This is a genomic window from Micromonospora sp. CNZ309, from assembly GCF_002846525.1.
In genome coordinates, this window is record NZ_PJNG01000001.1 from 3,330,578 (window position 1) to 3,356,251 (window position 25,674).

At 74.2% G+C, this 25,674-nt stretch carries 21 protein-coding genes; 15 read left to right on the top strand and 6 right to left on the bottom strand.

Features of this window, described 5'->3' with window-relative positions; all coding sequences use genetic code 11:
* Positions 1-32 precede the first annotated feature (32 nt).
* The gene (locus tag CLT72_RS13465) at positions 33-1,031 is read left to right on the top strand and encodes an aldo/keto reductase family protein (protein ID WP_101412042.1); all 999 of its coding nucleotides are present in this window, start codon (positions 33-35) and stop codon (positions 1,029-1,031) included.
* 55 nt (positions 1,032-1,086) lie between these two features.
* Here CLT72_RS13465 and CLT72_RS13470 read toward each other — a convergent pair whose 3' ends face one another.
* Positions 1,087-1,884: a site-2 protease family protein gene (locus CLT72_RS13470; RefSeq protein ID WP_101412044.1), complete on the bottom strand. Its 798-nt coding sequence runs from the start codon at positions 1,882-1,884 to the stop codon at positions 1,087-1,089.
* Positions 1,884-2,084, bottom strand: coding sequence for a hypothetical protein (locus CLT72_RS13475; RefSeq protein WP_088999148.1), 201 nt, complete (start codon positions 2,082-2,084; stop codon positions 1,884-1,886). The genes CLT72_RS13470 and CLT72_RS13475 overlap by 1 nt, the downstream gene beginning before the upstream one ends.
* Before the next feature lie 200 nt (positions 2,085-2,284).
* Here CLT72_RS13475 and CLT72_RS13480 point away from each other — a divergent pair, with 200 nt between their 5' ends.
* The 5 genes from CLT72_RS13480 to CLT72_RS13500 all read left to right on the top strand — a co-directional run bounded on the left by CLT72_RS13480 (position 2,285) and on the right by CLT72_RS13500 (position 8,603).
* Positions 2,285-2,485, top strand: coding sequence for a hypothetical protein (locus CLT72_RS13480; protein ID WP_101415144.1), 201 nt, complete (start codon positions 2,285-2,287; stop codon positions 2,483-2,485).
* 37 nt (positions 2,486-2,522) lie between these two features.
* On the top strand, positions 2,523-4,430 hold the full coding sequence (locus tag CLT72_RS13485) for a serine/threonine-protein kinase (RefSeq protein WP_101412046.1): 1,908 nt from the start codon (positions 2,523-2,525) through the stop codon (positions 4,428-4,430).
* Between the two features lie 98 nt (positions 4,431-4,528).
* Positions 4,529-6,478, top strand: a complete 1,950-nt coding sequence (locus tag CLT72_RS13490; protein ID WP_101412048.1) for a bifunctional adenosylcobinamide kinase/adenosylcobinamide-phosphate guanylyltransferase — start codon at positions 4,529-4,531, stop codon at positions 6,476-6,478.
* Positions 6,468-7,241, top strand: coding sequence for an adenosylcobinamide-GDP ribazoletransferase (gene cobS, locus CLT72_RS13495; RefSeq protein WP_101412050.1), 774 nt, complete (start codon positions 6,468-6,470; stop codon positions 7,239-7,241). The genes CLT72_RS13490 and cobS overlap by 11 nt, the downstream gene beginning before the upstream one ends.
* A gap of 66 nt (positions 7,242-7,307) precedes the next feature.
* Complete coding sequence (locus tag CLT72_RS13500) at positions 7,308-8,603, top strand: DUF2314 domain-containing protein (protein WP_101412052.1); 1,296 nt, start codon at positions 7,308-7,310, stop codon at positions 8,601-8,603.
* A gap of 21 nt (positions 8,604-8,624) precedes the next feature.
* Here CLT72_RS13500 and gcvT read toward each other — a convergent pair whose 3' ends face one another.
* On the bottom strand, positions 8,625-9,749 hold the full coding sequence (gene gcvT, locus CLT72_RS13505) for a glycine cleavage system aminomethyltransferase GcvT (protein WP_101412054.1): 1,125 nt from the start codon (positions 9,747-9,749) through the stop codon (positions 8,625-8,627).
* Positions 9,750-9,910: 161 nt separating this feature from the next.
* On the opposite strand from gcvT, the gene CLT72_RS13510 reads away from it, so the two are divergent.
* Entirely contained in the window at positions 9,911-11,482 is a 1,572-nt protein-coding gene (locus tag CLT72_RS13510; protein ID WP_101412056.1) for a leucyl aminopeptidase, read from the top strand.
* Between the two features lie 73 nt (positions 11,483-11,555).
* Here the strand turns inward: CLT72_RS13510 and CLT72_RS13515 are convergent, their stop codons facing one another.
* On the bottom strand, positions 11,556-11,885 hold the full coding sequence (locus tag CLT72_RS13515; RefSeq protein WP_101412058.1) for a hypothetical protein: 330 nt from the start codon (positions 11,883-11,885) through the stop codon (positions 11,556-11,558).
* Between the two features lie 179 nt (positions 11,886-12,064).
* Between CLT72_RS13515 and lpdA the strand changes: the two genes are divergently transcribed.
* From lpdA to CLT72_RS13545, 6 genes are all read left to right on the top strand, one after another.
* On the top strand, positions 12,065-13,456 hold the full coding sequence (lpdA, locus tag CLT72_RS13520; protein WP_101415145.1) for a dihydrolipoyl dehydrogenase: 1,392 nt from the start codon (positions 12,065-12,067) through the stop codon (positions 13,454-13,456).
* Positions 13,457-13,522: 66 nt separating this feature from the next.
* The gene (sucB, locus tag CLT72_RS13525) at positions 13,523-15,364 is read left to right on the top strand and encodes a 2-oxoglutarate dehydrogenase, E2 component, dihydrolipoamide succinyltransferase (protein WP_101412060.1); all 1,842 of its coding nucleotides are present in this window, start codon (positions 13,523-13,525) and stop codon (positions 15,362-15,364) included.
* A gap of 149 nt (positions 15,365-15,513) precedes the next feature.
* Entirely contained in the window at positions 15,514-16,845 is a 1,332-nt protein-coding gene (locus CLT72_RS13530; RefSeq protein ID WP_101412062.1) for a low temperature requirement protein A, read from the top strand.
* Between the two features lie 290 nt (positions 16,846-17,135).
* Positions 17,136-18,056, top strand: a complete 921-nt coding sequence (locus CLT72_RS13535) for an LLM class flavin-dependent oxidoreductase (protein WP_101412064.1) — start codon at positions 17,136-17,138, stop codon at positions 18,054-18,056.
* Between the two features lie 566 nt (positions 18,057-18,622).
* On the top strand, positions 18,623-19,138 hold the full coding sequence (locus CLT72_RS13540; protein ID WP_101415146.1) for a M23 family metallopeptidase: 516 nt from the start codon (positions 18,623-18,625) through the stop codon (positions 19,136-19,138).
* Between the two features lie 108 nt (positions 19,139-19,246).
* Positions 19,247-20,149 (top strand): TIGR01777 family oxidoreductase, encoded by a 903-nt coding sequence (locus CLT72_RS13545; protein WP_101412066.1) that lies wholly within the window; start codon positions 19,247-19,249, stop codon positions 20,147-20,149.
* Positions 20,150-20,232: 83 nt separating this feature from the next.
* On the opposite strand, the gene CLT72_RS13550 is transcribed toward CLT72_RS13545, so the two are convergent.
* On the bottom strand, positions 20,233-21,468 hold the full coding sequence (locus CLT72_RS13550) for an extracellular catalytic domain type 1 short-chain-length polyhydroxyalkanoate depolymerase (protein ID WP_101415147.1): 1,236 nt from the start codon (positions 21,466-21,468) through the stop codon (positions 20,233-20,235).
* A 162-nt stretch (positions 21,469-21,630) separates the two neighbouring features.
* Between CLT72_RS13550 and CLT72_RS13555 the strand changes: the two genes are divergently transcribed.
* A complete protein-coding gene (locus CLT72_RS13555) occupies positions 21,631-23,451 on the top strand; it encodes a DUF6311 domain-containing protein (protein ID WP_101412068.1) in 1,821 nt (606 codons plus the stop codon).
* A gap of 91 nt (positions 23,452-23,542) precedes the next feature.
* On the top strand, positions 23,543-24,184 hold the full coding sequence (gene lipB / locus CLT72_RS13560; protein ID WP_088999122.1) for a lipoyl(octanoyl) transferase LipB: 642 nt from the start codon (positions 23,543-23,545) through the stop codon (positions 24,182-24,184).
* Between the two features lie 145 nt (positions 24,185-24,329).
* On the opposite strand, the gene aspS is transcribed toward lipB, so the two are convergent.
* Positions 24,330-25,616 (bottom strand): aspartate--tRNA(Asn) ligase, encoded by a 1,287-nt coding sequence (aspS, locus tag CLT72_RS13565; RefSeq protein WP_101412070.1) that lies wholly within the window; start codon positions 25,614-25,616, stop codon positions 24,330-24,332.
* Positions 25,617-25,674: the final 58 nt, after the last annotated feature.

Consider the following 25,674-nt stretch of genomic DNA (forward strand, 5'->3'; position numbering starts at 1 on the left):
TGGACATGATCCGAACGGGCTAGGGTCGACTCATGGAATTCCGTCACCTGGGCCGTTCCGGCCTGATGGTCAGCGAGATCTCGTACGGCAACTGGATCACCCACGGCTCGCAGGTCGAGGAGGACGCGGCGTTCGCCTGCGTCCGGGCCGCCCTGGACGCCGGCATCACCACCTTCGACACGGCCGACGTGTACGCGGGCACCCGCGCCGAGGACGTGCTGGGCCGCGCGCTGGAGGGCGAGCGGCGCGAGGGGCTGGAGATCTTCACCAAGGTGTACTGGCCCACGGGGCCGGGCCGCAACGACCGGGGCCTGTCCCGCAAGCACATCATGGAGTCGATCAACGGCTCGCTGCGCCGGCTGCGCACCGACTACGTGGACCTCTACCAGGCCCACCGGTTCGACTACAGCACGCCGCTGGAGGAGACGATGGAGGCGTTCGCCGACGTCGTGCACTCCGGCAAGGCGCACTACATCGGCGTCTCCGAGTGGAAGGCGTCGGAGATCCGCGCGGCCCACCAGCTCGCCCGTGAGCTGCGCATTCCGCTGGTCTCCAACCAGCCGCAGTACTCGATGCTCTGGCGGGTCATCGAGTCCGAGGTCGTACCCACGAGCGAGGAGCTGGGCGTCGGGCAGATCGTCTGGTCGCCGATCGCGCAGGGCGTGCTCTCGGGCAAGTACCTGCCGGGCCAGCCGCCGCCGGCCGGCTCCCGGGCCACCGACGAGAAGTCGGGCGCGGGCTTCATCTCCCGGTTCATGACCGACGACGTCCTGACCCGGGTGCAGCGGCTCAAGCCGCTGGCCGAGCAGGCCGGGCTGAGCATGGCGCAGCTCGCCGTCGCCTGGGTGCTGCAGAACCCGAACGTCTCCTCGGCGATCATCGGCGCCTCCCGCCCGGAGCAGGTGCACGACAACGTCAAGGCGGCCGGCGTCAGGCTCGACGCCGAGCTGCTCAAGGCGATCGACGAGATCCTCGACCCGATCGTCGAGCGCGACCCGGCCCGCACGGAGTCGCCCGCCGAGCGCCCGTGACGCGTCCCGGGCCGGCCGCCCCCGCCAGGGCGGCCGGCCGGCCCGGACAAGGCCCTCAGCCCTGCCAGAAGCGGATCAGGTCCAGACCGAGGGCGTAGAGCCACGGGGGCAGGCCGAGGAAGTCGCCCACGGCGAAGACCGCGTCGAAGAACCAGCGGTTGATCCGGGGGTTCCACAGCAGCGCGAACAGCAGGATGAAGCCGAACGGGGCGAACAGGTCGTACATCCTGCGCCACTGCGGGTTCAACCACGGCTCGATCATGTTGCCGCCGTCCAGGCCGGGCACCGGCAGCAGGTTGAGCATGCTCGCGGTGAGCTGGAGGAACGCCAGCAGCGCCACCGCCGCCCAGAACTCGACGGGCCCGCCACCGGGCGCCCCGAGGCGTACGGCGAGCACCAGGACCAGCGTGAACAGCACGTTCGTGGCGGGGCCGGCGAGGCTGACCAGCGTGTGCCGCAGGCGTCCCGCAATGGCGTGCCGGTCCACCCACACCGCCCCGCCGGGCAGGCCGATGCCGCCGAGCAGCACGACCACCACCGGCAGCGCGATCGACAGCAGCGGGTGGCTGTACTTCAGCGGGTTGAGCGTCAGATAGCCCCGGTGGGCGACGCTGCGGTCGCCGGCCCGGAACGCCACGACGGCGTGGGCGTACTCGTGCAGGCACAGCGAGACCAGCCAGCCGGAGACGACGAAGAGGAACACGTCGAGCCGGACGTTGCCGAACCCGTTCCAGGTGAGCACCCCGCTGGTCACGAAGAGCGCGACCAGGGCGAGGAAGACCGGGCTGGGCCGCAGCGCCGCCCGGGGCACACCGAGCACCAGTGGCTCGCCCCCCGGGCGGTCGCCGGCCATCACTCCGCCGGAGGCAGCAGGCTCATGCGGTAGTCCACCCGGTCGTCCTCGACGAGCGCGACCGAGGTGACGCCGGACGCCGCGAGCTCCCGCCAGGCCTGACCGATCCAGGATTCGGCGTCCGCCTGGCTGCTGAACGACTCCGCCGGCCCCTCGACCGCCTCGCCGTTCGCGCCCTCGTACCGCCAGCTCCACGCCATGCCGCGTCTCCCCTCGCCGCTGATGTCCCGTGGGACGAACCTCCGCAAGCGTAGTCGTCCGCGCACGGGGCGGCCCGACATCCGTCCGGTGGGCGGACGGCCGCCCCGGTGGCGCAGGGTTCTCCGGCCGCTGTACGGGTATGGGCCACCTGACGCGCGACGGGCGGTCGTGGACCGCCGGCGGCCCGGAGGAGACGACGATGGACGAACCGCTGCACGACAAGGACACCGAGACGCTGCGGGCCATGGCGGTACGCGGCGGCATCGTGGGGGCGGCGCACATGCAACGGGAGGACCTGCTGGACGCCCTCGTGGCCCGGCCCGGGGAGGGCGCCTGGCAGGAGGATCCGAAGCCGGCGGCGGTCAACCCCAACGACTTCCAGTACCAGGCCCCCCGGTAGGGGCCGCCCCGTCCGACCGGGTCGGTACGGTGTCGCGGTGCTTACTCGGGGAGTGGTGCTCAGCGACCGGTACCGGTTGGACGACCGGGTGGCGACGGGCGGCATGGGCGCGGTCTGGCGGTGCACGGACGTCATGCTGGAACGCACGGTGGCGGTGAAGGTGCTGCTGCCGGCGCTGAGCGCGGATCCCGAGTTCACGACCCGGTTCCGGGCGGAGGCGCGGATGCTGGCGGCGCTGCGTCACCCGGGCGTGGTCGCCGTGCACGACGTCGGCCGGGCCGTCCTCGCCGACGGCAGCCAGGTCGACTACCTGGTGATGGAGTACGTCGACGGCCAGCCGTTGAGTTCCTGGCTGCGGCGGGCGGGGCGGCTCGACCCGGCGTCGACCATGTCGGTGGTGGCGCAGGCCGCCGAGGCGCTGCACACCGCCCACGTCGCCGGCATCGTGCACCGGGACGTCAAGCCGGGCAACCTGCTCGTGAAGGCCGACGGCCGGGCGGTGCTGGTCGACTTCGGCATCGCCCGCTCGGGCACCTCGGCGGGCATCACCGCCGCCAACGTGATGCTGGGCACCGCCTCGTACATGTCGCCGGAGCAGGCCGCGAACCAGCCGGTCTCCCCGGCGACGGACATCTACGCGCTCGGCGCGGTGGCGTACTTCTGCCTGACCGGCCAGCCGCCGTTCGACGGTGACAACCCGCTCCAGGTGGCCCTGCGGCACCTTCAGGAGGAGCCGCCACCGCTGCCGCCCGGCATCCCGGCGGCGGTGGCCGCGCTGGTGCAGCGGGCGATGGCGAAGCGCCCCGGCGACCGGTTCGGCGACGCGGCGGCGATGGCCGACGCCGCGGCCGAGGCCCGTGACGCGACCCTGGCCGTGGTCCCGACGTCCGCCCGCCCGCCGTGGGCCGTCGCCGGCCCGACCTCGGCGGCGTCCGCCGGCGCCACGCTGTCGCCGGCCCCCGCCGGGCCGCTCGCACCGCCGGATCCGTGGGCGCCGCTGCCGCCCGTCCCCGGCCGGCCGCACCCGGCCGCCGGCACCTTCGGCGGTACGCCGACCGCGCCGGCCGGGCAGCGGCCGTTCCCACACGCCGGAGCGTCGGTCCCGCCCCCGTCCGCCGCCGTGTCGTCCGTCCCCGCCGCGGCACTGCCCGCGGGCGGCCCGCCCGGGCGCCCGGGACCGGACACCGGCGGCGGCACCTGGGCTTCGGCCCCGCCCACCCGGGAGGATCCGGTCGCGCCACCGCCGTCACGGCGGCGCCGGGCCGCGCTGCTCGGCTCGGCGGCCGTCGGGTCCGTGGTGCTGGTCGCGGTGGCGGTGCTCGCGCTGGTCCCCGACGACGGTCCGGCCGGCGGGGACGTGCCGGCGGCGCTGACGGGCGGGTCGGCGCCGGCCGGCCCGCCCGGCGCGGCGGCCGACGACGGGACGGGCCGGCTCCGCGCCGAGCCCACGTCGGGTGCCACCCGCCCGACGGCTCCGGCGGCGTCCGGCCGGCCGTCGGCGTCCCCGTCCCAGCCCGTGCCGGTCCCCACGGCGGGCGGCGGCGAACCGACCCCCACCGCCTCCGGCCGGCCGGGTGCCGAGCCGACGGCCGGCCGACCGGCGAGGACGAACCCGTACACGCCGGTCGAGGCGTGCGGCAGCGGCTACCAGGTGGTCGACTCGGCCGCCCTGACCGCCTCGGGCACCCGGCAGGGCCGGGTCTACCTGCTCTACCACGCCGGCACCGGCAACAACTGCGTCGTCACGATGAAGGAGACCGCGGTGGGCACGGCGACGACCGCCTCGGCGTGGCTGGAGGTGCGCGGCCGGGCGCGCAGCACCGACAGCGGGTCGTTCTCCTACTACGCCGGGCCGGTACGGGCGAAGGCCGCCGGGGTCTGCGTGAAGTGGGGCGGCGCCACCGGCGGGGCCAGCTACGGCAGCGGGTTCGAGCACTGCGGCTGAGCGCGCCCTGCCCGACGACGACCGGCCGCTCCGGGCCGGGGCGGAGCGCGGCGCACCTCCGGGGGGCCGCACCCGGGTGCTGGCTCTAAAGTACGGGCATGTCCGTTGACGGGTGGAACACGGTCCTGGTGCTCGGTGGCACCCGGTCCGGAAAGTCCGAGTTCGCCGAGTCCCTGGTCGCCGACGCGCCGACGGTCCGCTACGTGGCCACGGCCGCCGACGCGCCCGCCGACGACGCGGAGTGGGCGGCCCGGCTGGCAGCGCACCGCGAGCGCCGACCGGAGACCTGGACCACCGAGGAGACCGCGGCCGACCCGCGCCGCCTCGCGGACGTGCTCGCCGCCGCCGGGCCGAACGAGACGCTGCTCGTCGACGACCTCGGCGGCTGGGTGACCGTGCTGCTCGACCCGGCCCACCAGCCGGCGGACGACACCGCCACCATCGCCGAGCTGGCGGCGGCGGTGCGCTCCTGCGCGGCCCGGCTGGTGCTGGTCAGCCCGGAGGTCGGGCTCTCCCTGGTGCCCACCACCCCGCTCGGGCGGGCCTTCACCGACGCGCTGGGCGCGGCCAACCGGGCGGTCGCCGACGCCTGCGACGCGGTCGTCCTCGTGGTCGCCGGCCAGGCCGCCTGGCTCAAGCCGGACGCCGCGCACCCGGCCACCGTGCCCGCACAGGCCGGGCCCGTGCAGACCGGGCTGACGCAGACCGGCGCGGCGGGCGTTCCCGGCGGCGTCGGCGGGCCGGTGGCCGCGTCGGAGCCCTCCCCGGAGGTGTTCACCCCCACGCCGCCGGCCGCCCCGGACGCGGCGCACGGCGCCGAGCCGACCGGCACCGCCTGGGCCGCCCCGACCATGGCGCTGCCGATGGTCGCCACGGGCCTGGTCATCCAGCCCGGCATGGAACTGCCCATGCCCGACGAGTACACCGGGCCGCAGGCGATCGAGCGGCTCGCCACCCTGGACGTGCCCGGGTCGGGACTGGGCGTGCTGGAGCGGGCGGTCGGGTTCGCCGCCGCCACCCAGGGCACTCCCACCCCGGCCCCGTGGGGCTCGGTGCGGGTGCTGCTGCTGCACGGCGACCACCTCGGTGGCGCAGCCGCCGGCACCGTCGAGGGCGAGTCGGCGCGCCGCGCCCGGCAGGCCCGCGCCGGGCAGGGGGCGCTGGCCCGGCTCGCCGCCGAGAGCGACGCCGAACTCCAGGTGGTGGAGGCGCCGTCGTCCGCACCGATGGAGGCCGAGCCGACGTTGACCGGCGAGCAGGTCGAGGTCGCCCTGCGCTACGGCTGGCGGCTCGCCGAGGAGGCCGCCGACGCGGGCGTACGGCTGCTGGTGCTCGGGGCGTGCGGTGCCGGCACCGAGGCCGCCGCGGCGGCGGTGCTGGTGGCGACGGCGGGCGCGGAGGCGCCCGCGGTGCTCCCGCGGGTGCTCACCGACTCGGGCGAGATCGACGACGCGGCCTGGATGACGCGGTGCGCGGCGGTGCGTGACGCCCTGCACCGGACCCGGAACTCGCCGCGCAGCGCCAAGGACGTGCTGGCCGAGCTGGGCGGTGGGGACATCGCCGTGGCCACCGGCGTCCTGCTGGGCGCCACCGCCCGTCGGCTGCCGGTCATGCTCGACGGGCCGGTCGGGGTGGCCGCCGCCATGGTCACCCGCGACCTCGCCGGACAGGCCCGGCACTGGTGCCTGCTGGCCGACCACGGTGGGCACCCCGCCGTGCGCCTCGGCGCCGACGTGCTCGGCCTGACGCCGCTGCTCGACCTGCGGCTCGGCCTGGGCGAGGGCGCGAACGCGCTGGCCGCGCTGCCGCTGCTGCGCTCGGTGCTGGCGCTGGCCGCCGCGCTGCCGGCCCACCCGTCGCTCGGCGGCGGCGAGGACGACGAGCAGGACACCGACGAGCCCGACTTCCGCGAGCCGGAACCGGCCGGCCCGGGACCGACCAGCACCGACGAGCCCGACTTCCGCGAGCCGGAGCCCGCTGGCCCCGGCCCCACCAGCACCGGGCCGGAGTCGGAACCGGTGGACCCGTCCGGCCGGCGTGCCGGCTGAGTCGCGGCTCGCCGACGGGGCGCGGCTGGCGCTGACCACCTTCACGACCCTGCCGGTACGGGCCGGTCGCATCGACCGGGCGGTGGCGGGGACGGCGATGGCGCTCGCCCCGGCGGTCGGCGCGCTGCTCGGCGTCGTGCTCGCCGGGATCCTGCTCCTGCCCGGTGCGCTCGCGCCCCCGCTGGTCGCGGCGGCGGTGACCGTCGGCGCCGGGGCGCTGCTCACCCGGGGGCTGCACCTGGACGGGCTGGCCGACACCGTGGACGCGCTGGGGTCGTACCGGCGCGGAGCGGCCGCGCTGGAGATCATGAAGAAGCCGGACGTGGGCCCGTTCGGGGTGGTCGCGCTGGTGGTCGTACTCCTGGTGCAGACGGCGGCCCTCGCGGAGCTGGCGGGACGGTCGTGGCCGGCGGCGCTCGCGGCGGTGGTCGCGGCGAGCGCCGCCGGCCGCCTCGGGGTGGCGGTGGCCTGCCGGCGCGGGGTGCCGGCCGCCCGCCCGGAGGGGCTCGGCGCGCTCGTCGCGGGCACCGTCGGGCCGGTCACCCTGGCCGCCGGGGCGGTCGCCATCGCGCTGCCGGCGCTCGCCGCCGTGCCGGGCCGCCCGTGGCAGGGGCCGCTCGCCGTCGCCGCCGCCCTCGCCGTCGCGGTGGGGCTGCTGCGCCACGTGGTACGCCGGCTCGGCGGCGTCACCGGCGACGTGCTCGGCGCCACCGTGGAGGTGGTCACCACGCTGGTCTACCTGGGAGTGGTGCTGTCCGGCTGATCGGGGCACACGGCGCCGGGTAGCGTTCTCCCACGACAGCACCGGCGCGGCCAACCGGGGGACGACATGCTCATCACGGACGACTTCCTGCCCGTACCGGTTCCGGAGTCGCTGAGCGCGACCTACCTGGTGCCGATGACGGGGCTGCCGAAGGTGAGCGCGAAGACCGCCGTGGCGCGGCTGAGCGGCCGGCTGGCCGAGCCCGTGCACGGGCTGGCGCGGCAGATGCTCGACAGCCCGCTGATGAGCGTGGACACCCGGCCGATCGCCGAGTTCCCCGAACTGCCGCCCGACCTGCTCACCGCCTTCGGCGCCACCGAGGAACAACTGGGCCGGCTGGCCGCCGCGAGCCACCTGGTCGTGGTGCAGGCCGAGTACCGGCCCGGCTGGCCGCCGGCCCACGAGTGGGCGGCCCGGGCGGTGGCCGCCGCCGTCGCCGAGTCCGTCGACGGCGACGTGGTGGACGTGTTCGGCCTCCAGTTCCTCGACCCGGCGACGGCGCTGCGCTCGCTGCCGGACGCCCAGGGGCGGATCCGGCTGGTCGACTGGGTGCTGGTGCCCTACTCCTCCGACGCCGAGGGGCTCTGGTTCACCACGAAGGGGCTGCGCCGCTTCGGGTTGCTGGAGTTGCAGACCCAGGGCGTACCGGACCACCTGACCCGGGCCTGGGGGGCGGTGATGACCGGCGCCGCCCGGCGGCTGCTGCGGGACTGGACCGACGGGCTCTCCGGCGAGGAGGTGCCGGCGTTCGTGCAGCTGCCGGTGCTGGCCACGGTGACCGGGCACGACATCGCGGTGGCGTACGGCAATCCGGAGCAGCACGGGGCGACGGCGCCGGTGCTGCTGCGGCTGGAGCTGGATCCGGCCACCGACCCCGACGCCGACTCGTTCCTCAGCCTGCGCCCGCCCGCCGGGCATCCGGGGCCGGACGGCCGCTACTACGCCGCCGCCTGCGCCACCCTCTTCGCCGGCATCCAGCCGGACGTGCGCTACGCCCGGGCGGGCGACGCGATGAGCAGGGCGGTCGCCACCGCCCGCGCCGGGCTGGGCGACGTCCGGGCCCGGTTCCTCGCCGGCCAGCTGCCCCCGGAGACGCAGCTCGTGGTCAAGTACGGCCTGCCCGGCGACGACGGCCCCGAGTACGTCTGGGCGGGGGTGACCTCGTGGGACGCCCCGGAGCGGATCGTGGCCGCCAGCGCGTGCGACGCCAACACCGACCCGAGCGTGCGCATCGGCTCCCCGGTCGTCGTGGAGGCCACCGACGTCGTCGACTGGGCCGTCCTCGACGGCACCGGCGTCATCGAGGGCGGCTGGACGCAGGCCGTCCTGGACGCCGGCGAACGCCCCGGCCCCCCGGTCTGAACCGGGGGGCCGGGGCGGGGGTCAGCGGACCGAGGGGGTGACGAACGGGGGGCGGGTGACGCGCATCTGGGCGCGGCGGCCACGGATGTCGACCTCGACCAGGTCGCCGTCGGCGAGCTTCGCGGCGGTGTCCAGCAGCGCCAGGGCGATGCCCTGCTTCTTCGTGGGCGAGAACGTGCCGCTGGTGATCGTGCCGACCTGCGCGTCGCCGACGTGCACCGTCATGTCGGGGCGCGGGATGGCCCGGTCGACCGCCTCCAGGCCGCGCAGCGTACGCCTCGGGCCGGCGGCCTTCTCCGCGAGCAGCGCGTCGCGGCCCCAGAAGGCCGGCTTGTCCCAGCCGACCGCCCAGCCGGAGCGACCCTGCACCGGGGTGATCTCCGGCGACAGGTCCTGGCCGTGCAGCGGGTACCCCATCTCGGTGCGCAGGGTGTCCCGGGCGGCCAGCCCGCAGGCGCGCAGCTCGGGGTCGGCCGCGAAGAGCGCATCCCAGACCGCGACCGCGTCGGCCGCCGGCACCACCAGCTCGTAGCCCAGCTCGCCGGTGTAGCCGGTGCGGCACACCGTCAGCTCCACCCCGTTGAGCGTGGCGGTGGAGAAGCTCATGTAGTCGTGCCCGGTCGGCAGGCCCAGCGCGTCGAGCAGCCCGACGGAGCGCGGGCCCTGCACGGCGAGGACGGCGTACGCCTCGTGCTCGTCGGTGACCGTGACCGACGGCGGCGCGGCGGCGCGCAGCCGGCGCACCACCTCGGCGGTGTTCGCGGCGTTCGGGATGAGGAAGACGTGTTCGTCGCCGTGCAGGTAGGCGATGATGTCGTCCACCACGCCGCCGGTGGCGTCGTCGCAGCAGAGGGTGTACTGCGCCCGGCCCGGCCCGATGCGGCCCAGGTCGTTGCTGAGGCAGGCGTTGACGAACTCCGCGGCGCCCGGCCCGGTCACCCGCGCCTTGCCCAGGTGGGAGACGTCGAAGACGCCCACCCCGGTACGCACCGAGGTGTGCTCCTTCAGCACCCCGCCCCCGGCGTACTCCAGCGGCATCTCCCAGCCCCCGAACGGGGCGAACTTGGCACCGAGAGCGGTGTGCCGCTCGTGCAGCGGAGAACGGCGCAGCCGGGTCGCGGCGGCGTCGGAGGTCACGTCGGTCATGGGTGGGAACTTACCGGGAGCTGGACGGCTGGTTAGCATCGGCGGGACCCGTCGGAGCAGTCGGCGGGACAGCCCCGACCTCCGGCGGGTACGTTCCGCCGGAGACCTCCATCGCCGGTACGCGACGACGCGACCGGCCCGGCCCGCCCGGAGTAGCTTCAGTGACATCGCCCAGCACCACCCTGAGCCTGGTCGACACCGACCCCGCCGAGCTCGCCGTCGACGCGATCGTGATCGGCGTGCACAGCCAGACCGCAGAGCAGGCCACCACCGCCGGCCTGGCCGGGACCCTGCTGCTGGCCAGCGGCGCGGAGAGCATCGCCGCCGCCTTCGACGGCAAGCTGACCGAGACGCTGGCCCTGCTCGGCGCGACCGGTGGCCCCGGCGAGGTGATCAAGCTGGCCACGCTGGGCACCGTGACCGCCCCGGTGGTCGTCGCCGTCGGTCTCGGCCCGGAGCCGACCGGCGCCGCGCCGGCCCCGGAGACCCTGCGCCGGGCCGCCGGAGCGGCCGTACGGGCCCTCGCGGGCGCGCCCCGGGTGGCCCTCGCGCTGCCGCTGCCCGACGACGCCGACGCCCCGGCGGCGCTGCGCGCGGTGGCGGAGGGGGCGCTGCTCGGCGGCTACCGCTTCGCCGGCTACAAGACCCGGCCCCAGCCGGCCCGGCGCGAACCGGTCGCCGAGGTGCTCGTCGCCGTGCCGGACGCCGGTGACGCCGGTGCCCAGGCCGAGATCGCCCGCGCCCAGGTGGTCGGCGGCGCGGTCCGGCGCAGCCGGGACTGGGTCAACACCGCCCCGAACGAGCTGCGCCCGCCGTCGTTCGCCGACTCGGTGGCGGACGCCGCCCGGGAGGCCGGCCTGACGGTCGAGGTGCTCGACGAGGCAGCCCTGGCCGCCGGCGGCTACGGCGGCATCATCGCCGTCGGGCAGGGCTCGGAGGCCCCGCCGCGGCTGGTGAAGCTGAGCTACACCCCGGCCGGCGGCGGCAACGGCAAGCGGGTGGCGCTGGTCGGCAAGGGCATCACCTTCGACACCGGCGGCATCTCGATCAAGCCCGCGCAGGGCATGTGGGAGATGAAGTCCGACATGGGTGGCGCCGCCGCGGTGGCCGCGACCATGCTGGCGATCGCCGCGCTCAAGCCGTCGGTGGCCGTGACGGCGTACCTGCCGATGGCGGAGAACATGCCGTCCGGGCGCTCGTACCGGCCGGGTGACGTGATCAGCATGTACAACGGCAAGAAGGTGGAGGTGCTCAACACCGACGCCGAGGGCCGGATGATCCTGGCCGACGCGATGGCGCGGGCCTGCGAGGACGGCTGCGACTACCTCTTCGAGACGTCCACCCTCACCGGCGGGCAGGTGATCGCGCTGGGCAAGCGGATCGCCGGCGTGATGGGCACCCCCGAGCTGTGCGAGCGGGTCCGCACCGCCGGCGACGCGGTCGGCGAGCCGGCCTGGCCGATGCCGCTGCCGGACGACGTGCGCAAGGGCATGGACTCCGACGTGGCCGACATCTCCCAGGTCAACGCCGGCATGGACCGGGCCGGGCACATGCTCCAGGGCGGGGTCTTCCTGCGCGAGTTCGTCACCGCCGACGTCGCCTGGGCGCACATCGACATCGCCGGCCCGAGCTACCACTCGGGCGAGCCGACCGGCTACTGGACCAAGGGCGGCACGGGCGTGCCGGTCCGCACGCTGGTCCAGCTGGTGGAGGACGTCGCCACCAACGGCTGACGTACGCGAAGGAGGGCCCCTCGTCGACGAGGGGCCCTCCTCGCGTTTCACCCGGCCGGGCGCGGACGCCGGCTCAGAACAGCTCGGGGCGGCGCTTGCGGCGCTCGTTGTAGTCACGCATCCGCTGCGGGTAGCCCATCAGCCGCACGTCGTAGACCGGGATGCCCATCCGGTACGCGAAGCGGCGGGCGCCGTCGGGCCCGTCGATGCGGCGGCGGGTCCACTCCCCGTCGTCGGCGATCAGCATGACCGTCGTCTCGGTGACCGTGGTCCGCGGCTCGATGTAGGCCTCGACCCCGCGCCGGCTGCGCACGAAGCCCTCAAGGTGTTCCAGGTCACCGCGGTCGGCGGCTCGGTCGAGGCTGACCGCCCGCGTCTTCTTGCGTCGCCGGAACAGTCCCACCGAGCGTCTCCCCCTCTGGTCCGTGATCGAAGCCAGTGCCAAGCGTACGTGTCACGGACGTGTCGTTGGGCACCTCAGTACGCGGGCGGAGGACGGTGGTGACAAGATGACCGAGGTGGGGTGTGCCCGTGTTACCCCGCCGTGACCCCCGAAGCAGTGACGCGACCTGGGAGTTGGACGTGAGCGAGCCGAACGACGCAACCTTCGACATCGTCATCCTCGGAGGTGGCAGCGGCGGCTACGCGACCGCCCTGCGCGCCGTCCAGCTGGGCCTGAAGGTCGCGCTGGTCGAGAAGGGCAAGCTCGGCGGCACCTGCCTGCACAACGGTTGCATCCCGACCAAGGCACTGCTGCACGCGGCCGAGATCGCCGACCAGACCCGCGAGTCGGAGCAGTTCGGCGTGAAGGCCGAGCTGGTCGGCATCGACATGGCGGGGGTCAACGCGTACAAGGACGGCGTGATCTCCCGGCTCTACAAGGGCCTTCAGGGCATGCTCAAGGGCAACAAGGCGATCACCATCGTCGAGGGCCACGGCAAGCTGGTCGGCAAGAACGTCGTCGAGGTCGACGGCAAGCGCTACACCGGCCGCAACGTCGTGCTGGCCTCCGGTTCGTACGCCAAGAGCCTGCCCGGCCTGGAGGTCGACGGCGAGCGGGTCATCACCAGCGACCACGCGCTCACCCTCGACCGGGTCCCCGCCTCGGCGATCGTGCTCGGCGGCGGCGTGATCGGCGTCGAGTTCGCCAGCGTGTGGAAGTCCTTCGGGGTGGACGTCACGATCATCGAGGCGCTCCCCCGGCTCGTCGCGGCCGAGGACGAGGAGTCCTCGAAGGCGCTGGAGCGGGCGTTCCGCAAGCGGAAGATCAACTTCAAGGTCGGCAAGCCGTTCGAGAAGGTCGAGAAGACCGACAAGGGCGTCAAGGTCACCATCGCCGGCGGTGACACCGTCGAGGCCGAGCTGCTGCTGGTCGCGGTCGGCCGCGGCCCGAACACCGCCGACCTCGGCTACGAGCAGCAGGGCGTCAAGATGGACCGCGGCTACGTGCTGACCGACGAGCGGCTGCGCACCAGCGTGCCGAACGTCTACGCCGTCGGCGACATCGTGCCCGGTCTCCAGCTCGCCCACCGGGGCTTCCAGCAGGGCATCTTCGTCGCCGAGGAGATCGCCGGCCAGAACCCGGCCGTCATCGACGAGGTCGGCATCCCGCGGGTCACCTACTCCGACCCGGAGCTGGCGTCGGTCGGCCTCACCGAGGCGAAGGCCAAGGAGCAGTACGGCGCCGACAAGGTCAAGACCTACAACTACAACCTGGGCGGCAACGGCAAGAGCCAGATCCTCAAGACGGCGGGCTTCGTCAAGCTCGTCCGCGTGGAGGACGGCCCCGTGGTCGGCGTACACATGGTCGGCGCCCGGGTCGGCGAGATGGTCGGCGAGGCGCAGCTCATCTACAACTGGGAGGCGTACCCGGCCGAGGTGGCGCAGCTCGTGCACGCCCACCCGACGCAGAACGAGGCCCTGGGCGAGGCGCACCTGGCGCTCGCCGGCAAGCCGCTGCACGCACACGCCTGATCACGACAACCGCGGCGTCCGGCGACGGGCGATGATCCCACCAGGGGAATGAAGGAGTCTTTGAAGATGCCGGTATCGGTCACCATGCCCCGGCTCGGTGAGAGCGTCACCGAGGGCACCGTCACGCGCTGGCTCAAGCAGGAGGGCGACACCGTCGAGGTCGACGAGCCCCTGCTCGAGGTGTCGACCGACAAGGTCGACACCGAGATCCCGTCCCCGGCGGCGGGCGTGCTGAGCCGGATCATGGTCGGCGAGGACGAGACCGCCGAGGTCGGCAGCGAGCTGGCCGTGATCGCGGGCGAGGGCGAGTCCACCGGCGGCGGCGAGGCCGCCGGGCAGCAGGAGGAGCCGGCCGAGCAGGCCGAGGAGGCCGCCGAGGAGCCGCAGGCCGAGGCGGAGCAGCCGGCCGTCGAGGAGCCGACGCAGGAGCAGGCCGCCCCGGCGCCGTCGGGCGAGGGCACCCCGGTCAAGATGCCGGCCCTCGGCGAGAGCGTCACCGAGGGCACCGTCACCCGCTGGCTCAAGCAGGTCGGCGACACCGTCGAGGTCGACGAGCCCCTGCTGGAGGTCTCCACCGACAAGGTCGACACCGAGATCCCGTCGCCGGTGGCCGGCACTGTCCTGGAGATCAAGGTCGCCGAGGACGAGACCGCCGCCGTCGGCGCCGACCTGGCCGTGATCGGTGCCGCCGGCGCCGCCCCGGCCGAGGCCAAGCCGAAGGCGGAGCCCAAGCCGGAGCCGAAGCCCGAGCCCAAGCCCAAGCCGAAGCCCGAGGCCAAGCCGGAGCCCAAGGCCGAGGCCAAGCCGGAGGCCAAGGTCGAGGAGCCCACCCCGGGCATGTCGTACAACGAGCCGTCGGCGGAGGCCGAGACCTCGGCGCGGCCCGCACAGGCCGAGCAGAAGGCCGTGCCCTCGGCCCCGCAGACGCAGCGCCCGTCGGCGCCGGCCCCGAGTGGCGGCGAGGAGGCCGCCGGCTACGTGACCCCGCTGGTGCGCAAGCTGGCCGGCGAGCACGGCGTCGACCTCTCCTCGGTCAACGGCACGGGTGTCGGCGGGCGGATCCGCAAGCAGGACGTGCTGGAGGCGGCGGAGAAGGCGAAGGCGGCCAAGGCCGCGCCAGCCCCGGCGCAGCAGCCCGCCGCGGCGGCCCCGGCCAAGCCGGCCGCCAAGCCGCAGCCGAGCGCCAAGCGCGGCACCACCGAGAAGCTCCCCCGGATCCGGGCGACGATCGCCAAGCGGATGCAGCAGTCGCTGCACGAGATGGCACAGCTGACCACCGTGGTCGAGGTGGACGTCACCAAGGTCGCCAAGCTGCGGGCGCGGGCCAAGGAGTCGTTCCAGCAGCGGCACGGCGTGAAGCTGTCGTTCCTGCCGTTCTTCGCCCTCGCGGCTGTCGAGGCGCTCCAGGCGTACCCGATCGTCAACGCCAGCATGGACCTCGACGCCGGCACGATCACCTACCCGGAGTCGGAGCACCTCGGCATCGCCGTGGACACCGAGCGGGGTCTGATGGTGCCGGTGATCCACGGCGCCGGTGACCTCAACCTGGGCGGCATCGCCAAGCGCATCGCCGACCTGGCCGAGCGCACCCGGACCAACAAGATCAGCCCGGACGAGATCGCCGGAGCGACCTTCACGCTGACCAACACCGGCAGCCGGGGCGCCCTCTTCGACACCCCGATCGTGCCGTCGCCGCAGTCGGCGATGCTCGGCACGGGTGCCGTGGTCAAGCGTCCGGTCGTGGTCAACGACCCGGAGCTGGGCGAGGTCGTCGCCGTCCGGTCGATGGTCTACCTGGCCCTGTCGTACGACCACCGGCTGATCGACGGCGCGGACGCCGCCCGCTTCCTGGTGGCGGTCAAGGAGCGGCTGGAGGCCGGCAACTTCGAGGCCGAGCTCGGCCTGTAGTTCCCGCCTGGACCACACGACGGGCGCCCCGGTCACCGACCGGGGTGCCCGTCGCCGTTCCGGCCGCCTCGTCCGCCGCCGCCCCGGGCCCTCGGCGGGCTCACGCGATTCCGGCCCCGTGGTGACAGTGCGCTGCCAGAGTGGATGAGGTGGGCGGCAACCGGTGGCGCGGGCGGTTGGGACCGGCCGTCTCGATCGCCCCCGGCGCCCGGGTCGACCGGTTCGAGGTCTTCTTCGACCTGGTCTTCGTCTTCTCGTTCTTCATCATCACCCGGGCCACGGCCGCCCACATCTCCGGCTGGCAGCTCGCACACGCCATGCTCGTGCTCGCCGTGCTCTGGTGGTGCTGGGTCGTCCACTGCGTGGTCGCCACCCGCGTGCGGCTCGGCGAGGGCTTCGTCCCGGTACTGATGGTCGTCGGCATGGCCGCGCTGTTCTGCTTCGCGCTGTCGCTCCCCCAGGCCTTCAGCGACGCGACCGACGTGGCCGCCGGACCGATGGTGGTCGCGCTGAGCTACGTGGTGATCCGGGGCGTGCACCTGTCGCTGTACTGGCACGTCGCGCGGGAGAAGCCCGGGGAGCGCCGGCTGCTGCTGAAGTACTCCCCGGAGATGGCGGTCAGCACGCTGCTGCTCATGGCCGCCGCGCTGATCCCGCCGCAGATCGACGACCCGGGGCGGGCGGCGCTGCTGCGCGACGGGCTCTGGGTCAGCGTCGTCCTGCTCCAGTACGGCATGGGCCTGGTCGCGGGTGCCTGGGGCTGGACGGTGACGTCCGCCGAGCACTGGACCGAGCGGTACGACCTCATCCTGATCATCGCCCTGGGCGAGTCCGTCATCTCCGTCGGCGTCGGCAGCAACCTGCTCGGCCAACCCCCGACGTGGCCGGCGGTCGCCGCGGCGGTGCTCGGCATCTTCTTCACGGCCGCGCTGTGGTGGGCGCACTACGACGTGATCGCGCCGGCCGCCCGGATCGCCCTGCACGCGGCCGAGGGGCGGAACCGGGTCTCGATGGCCCGGGATGCCTACGCCTACATCCACCTGCCGATGATCGCCGGGATCATCCTGTTCGCCCTCGGCGCCGAGGAGATCGTGCACCAGGTCGCCGACCCCGCGGTGCCGGTCGCGGACCCCGCGCACGGCCCCGGCGTCCTGCTGCTGTTCGGCGGGGTCGCCTGCTACCTGTGCGCGAACATGCTGTTCCAGTGGCGCACCCTGCGTACCGTCTCGTGGACGAGGGTCGGCGCCGTGCTCCTGTTGGCCGCCACCGTTCCCGTCGGCCAACGGCTGCCGGGGTTGGCCGCCCTCACCCTGCTCACCGCGATCTGCGTCGGTCTGGTGGCCGTCGAGGCGGTGGTCCTCGCGGACTCCCGGCGTGCCCTGCGCGAGATGGTCTTCGAGGAGAAGACCACCCACGAGGCGCGCGAGGCCGCCTGGCGCGCCCGCTGGCGCGAGCCCACCCCGGACGAGCCGTCGACGTGACCCTTGCGAAACCCACCCGGACGCGGTCGACTGCCTCCCGTAGCGCCTCGACGCGCAACGCTGCGGACCACTGGCACCGCAAACAACCGATACCTCAGAGGCATAAAAATACCTGTGTGGTATCGGACCCGCCGGCAACACTACTGACCGTCGAGGTCCGGTGCCGCCTCACCGCCACCTGCCGGCGAAGGTAACCGCCCGCGTGTCCGGCCACGACGAAGCGGTCTGCCGGTAGCAGAATCGTCCCCGTCGGGCTTGGTCGGCCGGGCCGTGCCCGGCAGGGTGGGCCCATGGCGACCTTCACCCTCCAGGCGACCCCGTCCGACGGCCCGAGCTGGCTGGAGCTGGCCCGGCGCACCGAGGCGGCCGGCTTCGACGCCTTGTCCACCGCCGACCATCCCGGGGCGGCCGCGTCCCCGTTCGTCGCCCTGGCCGCCGCCGCGGCGGTGACCGAGCGCATCGGCCTGGGCTCGTACGTCTCCAACGCCGGCGTCCGGGAGCCGATGCTGCTCGCCTCGGACGTGGCCTCCCTCGACCTGCTCTCCGGCGGGCGGGCCCGCCTCGGCCTCGGCGCCGGCCACACCCCGGCCGAGTGGCACGCGATCGGCCGGGAGCGCCCCGACGTCGCCGGGCGGGTACGCCGCTGCCTGGCCGTGGCGGACGCCGTCCGGGCCCTGCTCGACGGCGAGGAGGTCACCGTCGACTCCCCCGACCTGGTGCTGCGGGGCGCGCGGCTGGAGAAGCCGCGACCGGTGCAGCGGCGGATCCCGTTCACCCTCGGCACGGCGAACTCCGCGATGCTGCGGTGGGCCGGCGCGCACGCCGACGTGGTCGGGCTGTCCGGGCTCGGCCGCACCCTGCCCGACGGCTACGCGCACGCGGTGCGCTGGCGCGAGGCCGACATCGAGCGGCAGCTCGACTGCGTCGCGGCCGGGGCGGCCGGGCGGACCGAGCCGCCAGTGCTGGAGGCGCTCGTGCAGCACGTGGCCGTCACCGACGACGCCGAGGCCGCCGCCGCGCCCACGGCAGCCGACGTCGGGCTGAGCGTGCCCGAGCTGCTCGCGACGCCGTTCGTGCTCATCGGCACCGAGGACGAGATCGTCGCCGCGATCGCCGGGCACCGGCGCCGCTGGGGCGTCACCCGTTTCGTCGTACGCGCCGACGCGCTCGACCCGCTCACGCCCGTACTGGCCCGCCTCGCCACGGCTTGATACAGATGCGCGCTCCGGGACGAGACGCCGACCAGCCTGAGCCCTCTTGAGCCAGTCGACAAGTTCCAGTGCAGGCAGAAGCGCTTGCCCCCGGCATGGGAACGAGCGCTTCGTGTGTCTAGGGTCGGTCAGCTGTGCTCGGCGACCCGGGCCTCGACGACGGCGGTGTAGTCCACTGCGCCCGATACCACACAGGTATTTTTATGCCGCATAGGTATCAGGCCCCGCAGGCGCTCAGTCGGATCCACGACCGTCTCGGCGTCGGGGCCGGAAGTGTGCGGCGCTGGCGCGAGAAGATCAGGGGCTGCTGTCGACCGTGGGGGTTGGCGCTACACAAGCAATTCTTTTCCTGCGCACCGAGTGGCCCGACCTGTTCCGGGGAGCCGCCAAGGCCGAGCGGACCGCATCGCCTCGATCCTCAAGTCCGCGCCACCGCCGCGCCGGCCCAAGAGGCGGCATAGCCGCCCGGGAGCCAGCACATCGACATCCTTCGACCCCTTCCGGTCGTCGGAACTTTCTGACATCATCCGGCAGATACATCGAAGGTTATGACCGTGGAGGTTCTGATGCGTACCCGTCTGACGAGTTCCCTCAGCGTCGCTCTGCTGGCCACCGCCGCGTTCCTGGTGCCGGCGTCGCCCGCCGCCGCCGCGCCGTCGTTCCGCACGCCGTTCCCGTGCAACCAGACCTGGTCCGGTGAGACCCGCACCGGGCACAGCCCGCAGTACGCGATCGACTTCAACCGGGCCAACGACCACGGCGACCCGGTCAAGGCCAGCGCCCCGGGCACCGTCGACGTCGTCGCCAACCTCGGCGACACCAGCTACGGCCGGTACGTGCGGATCAACCACGGCAACGGGTACACCACCTACTACGCCCACCTCAGCGGATTCAACGTCTCGGTCGGCCAGTCCGTCGGCTACAGCACCACCATCGGGTACGTGGGCAACAGCGGCGGCTCCTCCGGCTCGCACCTGCACTACGAGCAGCGCCTGAACGGCAGCGACATCAAGGTGCGCTTCAGCGGCAACCTGGCGTACTACTTCGGCACGCGCAACTACACGCGTACCGCCGGCTGCTGATCCGCCCGGACGCGGCGCGACCGCCGGCCGTCCGGTCGGCGGTCGCCCCCTGGGGTGCGCGACCGCCGCAGCGCATCCGATCGGCCGTCCGTGCCCGAAGATGGGAGCATGCGGATCCTCATCGCCGGCGCGTCCGGCTTCCTCGGCACCCGGCTGGTCGACCGGCTCACGGCGGACGGCCACCAGGTCACCCGGCTGGTCCGCCGGTCGCCGCGCACCGCCGACGAGCGGCAGTGGAACCCCTCCGCCGCGCAGCTCGACCCGGCGGTGGTGGCGGAGGCGGACGCGGTCGTCAACCTGGCCGGCGCGGGCGTGGGCGACAAGCGGTGGAACGACGAGTACCGGCAGCTGATCCGGTCCAGCCGGGTCGACACCACCACCACGCTGGCGATCACCATCGCCGGCCTGCCCCAGGCCGACCGGCCGAGGGCGCTACTGAACTCCTCGGCGGTCGGCTGGTACGGCAACACCGGCGACCGGGCCGTCGAGGAGGACGCCCCGGCGGGCGAGGGCTTCCTGGCCGACGTCTGCCGGGTCTGGGAGGCCGCGACCCGGCCGGCCGAGGACGCGGGCGTACGCGTCGTGCGACTGCGCATCGGACTGCCGCTGCACCGCGACGGCGGGCTGCTCAAGCCGCAGCTACTGCCGTTCCGGCTGGGCATCGCCGGCCGGCTCGGCAGCGGCCGGCAGTGGCTGCCGTGGATCTCCATGACGGACTGGCTGGACGCCACCCGGTTCGTCCTGGACCGCGACGACCTGGTGGGGCCGGTCAACCTGGTCGGGCCGGCCCCGGTGACCAACGCCGAGTTCACCCGGGAGCTGGCCCGGCAGCTGCGCCGACCGGCGATCGTCCCGATCCCGGCGCTGGCGTTGAAGGTGGTGCTGGGTGGCTTCGCGCACGAGGCGCTGACCAGCACCCGCGTCCTGCCCGGCGTGCTCACGGGGGCCGGCTTCACCTACCGCCACCCCACCCTGGCCACCGCCCTGCACGCCGCCCTCACCGCCCCCTGACCCGGTCGATCATGAGGTTGTCGGCACGCCCACGCGGGTGGGTTGCCGACAACCTCATGATCGATGTCGCGGCCGGCGCGGGATCAGCAGCCGATCACCCAGTGGTTGGGGCCGGTCTGCTTGAGGGTGCTGGTGTAGAAGGTGTTGTAGAGGCCCATCCGCTGGTTGGAGCCGTTGGCGTAGGCGTAGCCGCCGGAGTGGTAGGCGCGGCCGGCGGTGACGTGGGCGTAGTTGCTGGCCTTGACGCAGGTCGGGGACGCCGTCGGGGAGGCGGTCGGGGTGGCCGTGGGGGTCGCGGTGGGGGTCGCCGTCGGGCTCGCGGTGGGGCTCGGGCTGGGGTTCGTGCCGCCGTTCAGGCCGAAGAAGACCGCGTCGTGGTACGCCGAGCAGATGGTGTCGAGCAGGTACGCCCCGGCGGTGCCGCACTGCTCGGCCCCGGGACCCGGGTCGACCGGGGTGCCGTGGCCCATGCCGGAGACCCGGTAGACGCGTACGTCGTCGTTGCCGTACACCTCCAGGGCGGTGTTGGCGGGCAGCGACGCGGTGCGGGTGGGCGTCTGCGGGACACCCCGGACGTTCGTCCACTGGTCGCGCAGCTCGGTGGCGTTGGCCGGCACCACCGTGGGGTCCGAGGTGCCGTGCCAGACGGCGACCCGGGGGCGCGGGCCCGTGTGCCCGGGATACGCGGCCCGCACGAGGTTGCCCCACTCCTGCGGGGTCTTGTTCACCCCGCTGTACTGGCAGGTGCTGGTGGAGGCCGGCGGCGAGCAGCGGTACGGCAGGCCGGCGACGACCGAGCCGGCGGCGAAGACGTCCGGGTAGGTGGCCAGCATGACCGCGCTCATCCCCCCGCCGGCGGAGAGCCCGCTGACGAAGACCCGGCTGGCGTCGGTGCCGTAGTTGTTCCGGGCGTGGTCGACCATCTGCTTGATCGACAGCGCCTCGCCCGAGCCACGGGTGATGTCCTGCTCGACGAACCAGTTGAAGCAGCTCAGCGGCTGGTTGGCGCTGGACTGCTGCGGCACGATGAGGGTGAACTTCCACTGGTCGGCGAACTTCTGCCAGCCCGAGTTGGCGAAGTAGCCGGCCGCGTTCTGGGTGCAGCCGTGCAGCAGTACGACGGCCGGGGCTCCCGCCGGCAGGTTGTCGGGCCGGTACGCGTACATGGCGAGGTTGCCGGGGTTGGAGCCGAAGTTGGTGACCTGGGTGAGGGTGGCGGCCTGGGCGGGGGCGGCGACGGCCGTCACCGCGGCGGCGGCGAGGACGGCCCCGGCGACCACGCCGGTCAGCCGGGCGAGCAGGGACGGGGAGCGGCGCACGGGGGCCTCCTGGGGACGGGGTGTGAACTGGGTCACCCGCGAATTGCCGCGACGTTACGTCGATGCGTCGATGTTGTGACATGGGGCACGCTCACACATTCCCGTCCCGAGGGATGTGCGTCCTGACCGGCCTGCCCCGGTGCGGTTGGTAACGTCCGCTGCGTGCCGACCTCCCCGTCCCTGGCGCCTTCGCCGGCCCCGCCGCCCCGCGTCGTCCGCCACCGGCGGGCCGACCTGACCGTGGCGCTGGTCGCGCTGGCGCTCGCCGTCTGGGTGACCAGCGGGCTGTGGCGGGACCCGAACACCCGCACCATCACGGTCAACTCCAGCGACCAGGCGCTCTTCGAGTGGCTGCTTGCCTTCGGCGGCCACGCGGTGACCCACGGCGACAACCCGCTCTTCACCTACCTGGTCAACGTGCCCGACGGGGTGAACCTCGCGGTCAACACCTCGATCACCGTCTACGCGGTGCTCTTCGCGCCGCTGACGTACCTCATCGGGCCGCCGGCCACGTTCCTGGTGATCCTCACCCTCAACCTGGCCGCCACCGCGCTGGCCTGGTACTGGCTGCTCTCCCGGCACCTGCTGCGCAGCCCACTCGCCGCAGCCGTCGGCGGGCTGTTCATCGGCTTCTCCCCCGGCATGGTCTCGCACGCCAACGCCCACCTGAACTGGACGGCGGGCTGGCTCGTACCGCTGCTGATCTGGCGGACCTTCGCGCTGCGCCGCTCCCGGCACCCGCTGCGCGACGGCGCGATCCTCGGCGCGGTCGTGGCCGTCGCCTTCTCCATCGCCGCCGAGGGGCTCTTCTTCACGGCGCTGGCGCTCGGCGTCTTCGTCGCCGTCTGGGCGCTGCACCCGGCCCACCGCGCCGAGGCCCGCGCGGTGCTGCCGACCTTCCTGCGCGGCCTCGGCGTCACCGCCGTCGTCGCGGGCGTGCTGCTGGCGTACCCGCTGTGGCTGCACTTCGCCGGCCCGCAGCGCTTCCACGGCACCGGCTTCGACGCCGTCATCCACTCCGAGGACGTCGTCGCCTACGCGGCGTACCCGCGCCGTTCGCTCGCCGGGGAGGCGGGGCTGGGCACCAGTCTCGCGCCCAACCCGACCGAGGAGAACTCCTTCTTCGGCATTCCGCTGCTGCTGCTCACCGTCGCCTGCTTCGTGGCGCTGTGGCGCCGCGCCGACGCGGGCCACCGGGCGACGCTGTGGGCGCTGGGCGTGACCGCCGCCGTCTTCACGGTGCTGTCGTTCGGCCCCGTGGCCAAGGTCGACGGGCGGCGCGTCGACCTGCCGATGCCGTTCGACCTGCTCGGGCACCTGCCGGTGGTGAACGCCGCCCTACCCGCCCGGCTGGCGCTGATCGTGGCGCCGGTGATCGGGGTGCTGCTCGCGTACGCCGTCGACCAGCTCCGCGCCGACCCGCCCCGGCGCCGCCGGACGCGGCTGGCCTGGTGGGCCGGGTTCGCGCTGGCGCTGCTGCCGCTGGTGCCGACCCCGCTGCTGACCATCGAGCGCGAGCCGATCCCGCGCTTCATCACCGCCGGGACGTGGCGGGAGTACGTCTCCCCCGGCGGGGTGCTGACCCCGGTGCCGCTGACCCTCGACGTCTATCCCGACGGCCAGCGCTGGCAGGCGTACGCCCTGGCGCACCGGCAGGGCGAGTTCGCCATCCCCTCCGGCTTCTTCCTCGGCCCCGGCGGCCCCGACGGCCGGGGACGGATCGGCCCGACGCCGCGCCCGTTCGGCGCGCTGGTGGACCAGGCCGGCCGGAGCGGGCTGGTGCCGATCATCACCGAGGGCAGCATCCAGGAGGTCCGCGCCGACCTGCGGCACTGGCGCATCGAGACGGTCGTGCTGGCCGACGAGGTGCACGGGGCGAAGTGGCCGGTCGACGAGGAGGCGATCCGGCGTACGGTGACCGCGCTGCTCGGCCCGCCCGAGCGGGTGGACGACGTGTGGCTGTGGCGGGTCCCGCAGGGCTGAGCCGGGCCGCCCGGACCGCCCCGCCGCCGGGTCCTCCTCGTGAGCCGCGTCACCGATGGTGACCGGCCGGTACGGGTCTAGGCTTGGCGGCGTGACCACGACGACCCCCGGCCTCACGGCCGTCCGCGCCGGTGTCCTCGACTACCAGGCCGCCTGGGACGAGCAGCGCCGCCTGCACGAGTCGGTGGTGGCCGGCGAGCGCGGCGACACCGTGCTGCTGCTGGAGCACCCGAGCGTCTACACCGCCGGCAAGCGCACGGAGCCGTGGGACCGCCCCATGGACGGCACCCCGGTCGTCGACGTGGACCGGGGCGGCAAGATCACCTGGCACGGCCCGGGGCAGTTGGTCGGCTACCCCATCGTCCGGCTGCCCGACCCGGTCGACGTGGTGGCCTACGTCCGTCGCACCGAGCAGTTGCTGATCGACGTCTGCGCCGAGTTCGGGCTGACCGCCGGCCGGGTCGAGGGGCGCAGCGGGGTCTGGGTGCCCGAGGACGACCGGGGGCCGGCCCGCAAGGTGGCCGCCATCGGCATCCGCGTCGCCCGCGGGGTGACCCTGCACGGCTTCTCCATCAACTGCGACTGCGACCTGGGCCACTTCGACCGGATCGTGCCCTGCGGCATCCGCGACGCCGGCGTCACCTCGCTCACCGCCGAGCTGGGTCGCCCGGTCACCGTCGCCGACGTCCTACCGGTCGTCGAGCACCACCTCCCCACCCTCACCACCCCCTGACCCACCTCCGCGTCCCGTCCCCCGGCCCCGACCCCGGCCCCGGCCCACCCCGTCGATCATGAGGTTGGCGGCGAAGACGATCTCCTTCAGTGCCGCCAACCTCATGATCGCCAGGTGAGGACCCCCGGGGTCAGGGGGTGCGGGGTCAGGGGGTCAGGCGGTGGAGGTCCCGGGGGAAGGCGGTGACCTCGCGGACGTTGGTTGCGCCGGTCAGGCGGGCCACGAAGCGTTCCAGCCCGATGGCGAAGCCGCCGTGCGGGGGCATCCCGTGCCGGAACGCGTCGACGTAGCCGGCGTACGGCTCGACCGGCTCGCCCCGGGCGGCGAGCGCCGCCAGATAGTCGGCGTGCCGGTGCAGCCGCTGCCCGCCCGTCACCAACTCCAGACCCCGGAAGAGCAGGTCGAACCCGTTCGAGTACGCGGGCCGCGCCGGGTCCGGATGGGTGTAGAAGGGCCGCTTCGCCATCGGGTAGCCGGTGACGAAGAGGAACTCCGAGCCGTGCTCCCGTCGCGCCCACTCGCCCAGCGCCCGCTCGTGCGCCGGGGCCAGGTCCGGCTCGTCGGCCGGCGCGCCCGCGATCGTGAGCGCCTCGGTGAAGTGCACGGCCGGGATCTCCGCCGGCACGTCCGGGGCGGTGACGCCCAGCGTGGCCAGCGCGGCACCGGCCCGCTCGGTGACGCTGCCCAGCATCCCGGCCAGCGTGTCGCGCAGCACGACCATCACGTTCCGGTGGTCGGTGACGAAGCCCAGCTCGGCGTCGAGCGAGGTGTACTGCGCCAGGTGCCGGACGGTGTCGTGCGGCTCGGCCCGGAACACCGGCCCGACCTCGTAGACGCGCTCGAAGACGCCGACCATGAGCTGCTTGTAGAACTGCGGCGACTGGGCCAGGTACGCGGGCCGGCCGAACCAGTCCAGCGCGAAGACGTTCGCCCCGCTCTCGGTCGACGAGCCGACCACCTTCGGGGTGTGGATCTCCACGAAGTCGCGGGCGTCGAGCGCGGCCCGGAAGCCGGCCACCGCCGCCGCCGAGACGCGCAGCGCCGCCGCGCGGGTCGGGTGGCGCAGGGCCACCGGAGCGTGGTCGAGCTGGGTGGGCAGGCTCGCGGTCAGCGCCGGCCGGTACAGGTCGAACGGCGGGGGTACGGCGGGCGGGCCGAGCGGTCGTACCGTCGGCGCGGTCAGCTCGACCCCGGCGGGCGCCGTCGGGTTCGCGACCACCGTGCCGGTGACCTCGACGACCGTCTCCTCCGTGAGTGCCTCCACCTCGGCGCGCACGGCCGGGTCGGCGACCACCACCTGGGCGAGGCCGGCGGCGTCCCGCACGATCAGGAAGGCCACCGACTTGAGCAGGCGGCGGCGGTGCACCCAGCCGGCGATCCGGACGGGCACGCCGACATGGGCGGAGAGCTGGGTGGAAAGGATGCGTTGCACGGCGGTACCTCCTCGATAATCGCAACGCGATCCCCGGGAGGTGTGGGCGAGCGGGAAA

Coding starts and splice junctions, on each gene's coding strand:
- CLT72_RS13540 (WP_101415146.1), top strand. CDS start 18,623: ATGCGTACCCGTCTGACGAGTTCCCTCAGCGTCGCTCTGCTGGCCACC.
- sucB (WP_101412060.1), top strand. CDS start 13,523: ATGCCGGTATCGGTCACCATGCCCCGGCTCGGTGAGAGCGTCACCGAG.
- CLT72_RS13480 (WP_101415144.1), top strand. CDS start 2,285: ATGGACGAACCGCTGCACGACAAGGACACCGAGACGCTGCGGGCCATG.
- CLT72_RS13490 (WP_101412048.1), top strand. CDS start 4,529: ATGTCCGTTGACGGGTGGAACACGGTCCTGGTGCTCGGTGGCACCCGG.
- CLT72_RS13465 (WP_101412042.1), top strand. CDS start 33: ATGGAATTCCGTCACCTGGGCCGTTCCGGCCTGATGGTCAGCGAGATC.
- CLT72_RS13470 (WP_101412044.1), bottom strand. CDS start 1,884: ATGGCCGGCGACCGCCCGGGGGGCGAGCCACTGGTGCTCGGTGTGCCC.
- gcvT (WP_101412054.1), bottom strand. CDS start 9,749: ATGACCGACGTGACCTCCGACGCCGCCGCGACCCGGCTGCGCCGTTCT.
- CLT72_RS13475 (WP_088999148.1), bottom strand. CDS start 2,084: ATGGCGTGGAGCTGGCGGTACGAGGGCGCGAACGGCGAGGCGGTCGAG.
- CLT72_RS13545 (WP_101412066.1), top strand. CDS start 19,247: ATGCGGATCCTCATCGCCGGCGCGTCCGGCTTCCTCGGCACCCGGCTG.
- CLT72_RS13500 (WP_101412052.1), top strand. CDS start 7,308: ATGCTCATCACGGACGACTTCCTGCCCGTACCGGTTCCGGAGTCGCTG.
- CLT72_RS13535 (WP_101412064.1), top strand. CDS start 17,136: ATGGCGACCTTCACCCTCCAGGCGACCCCGTCCGACGGCCCGAGCTGG.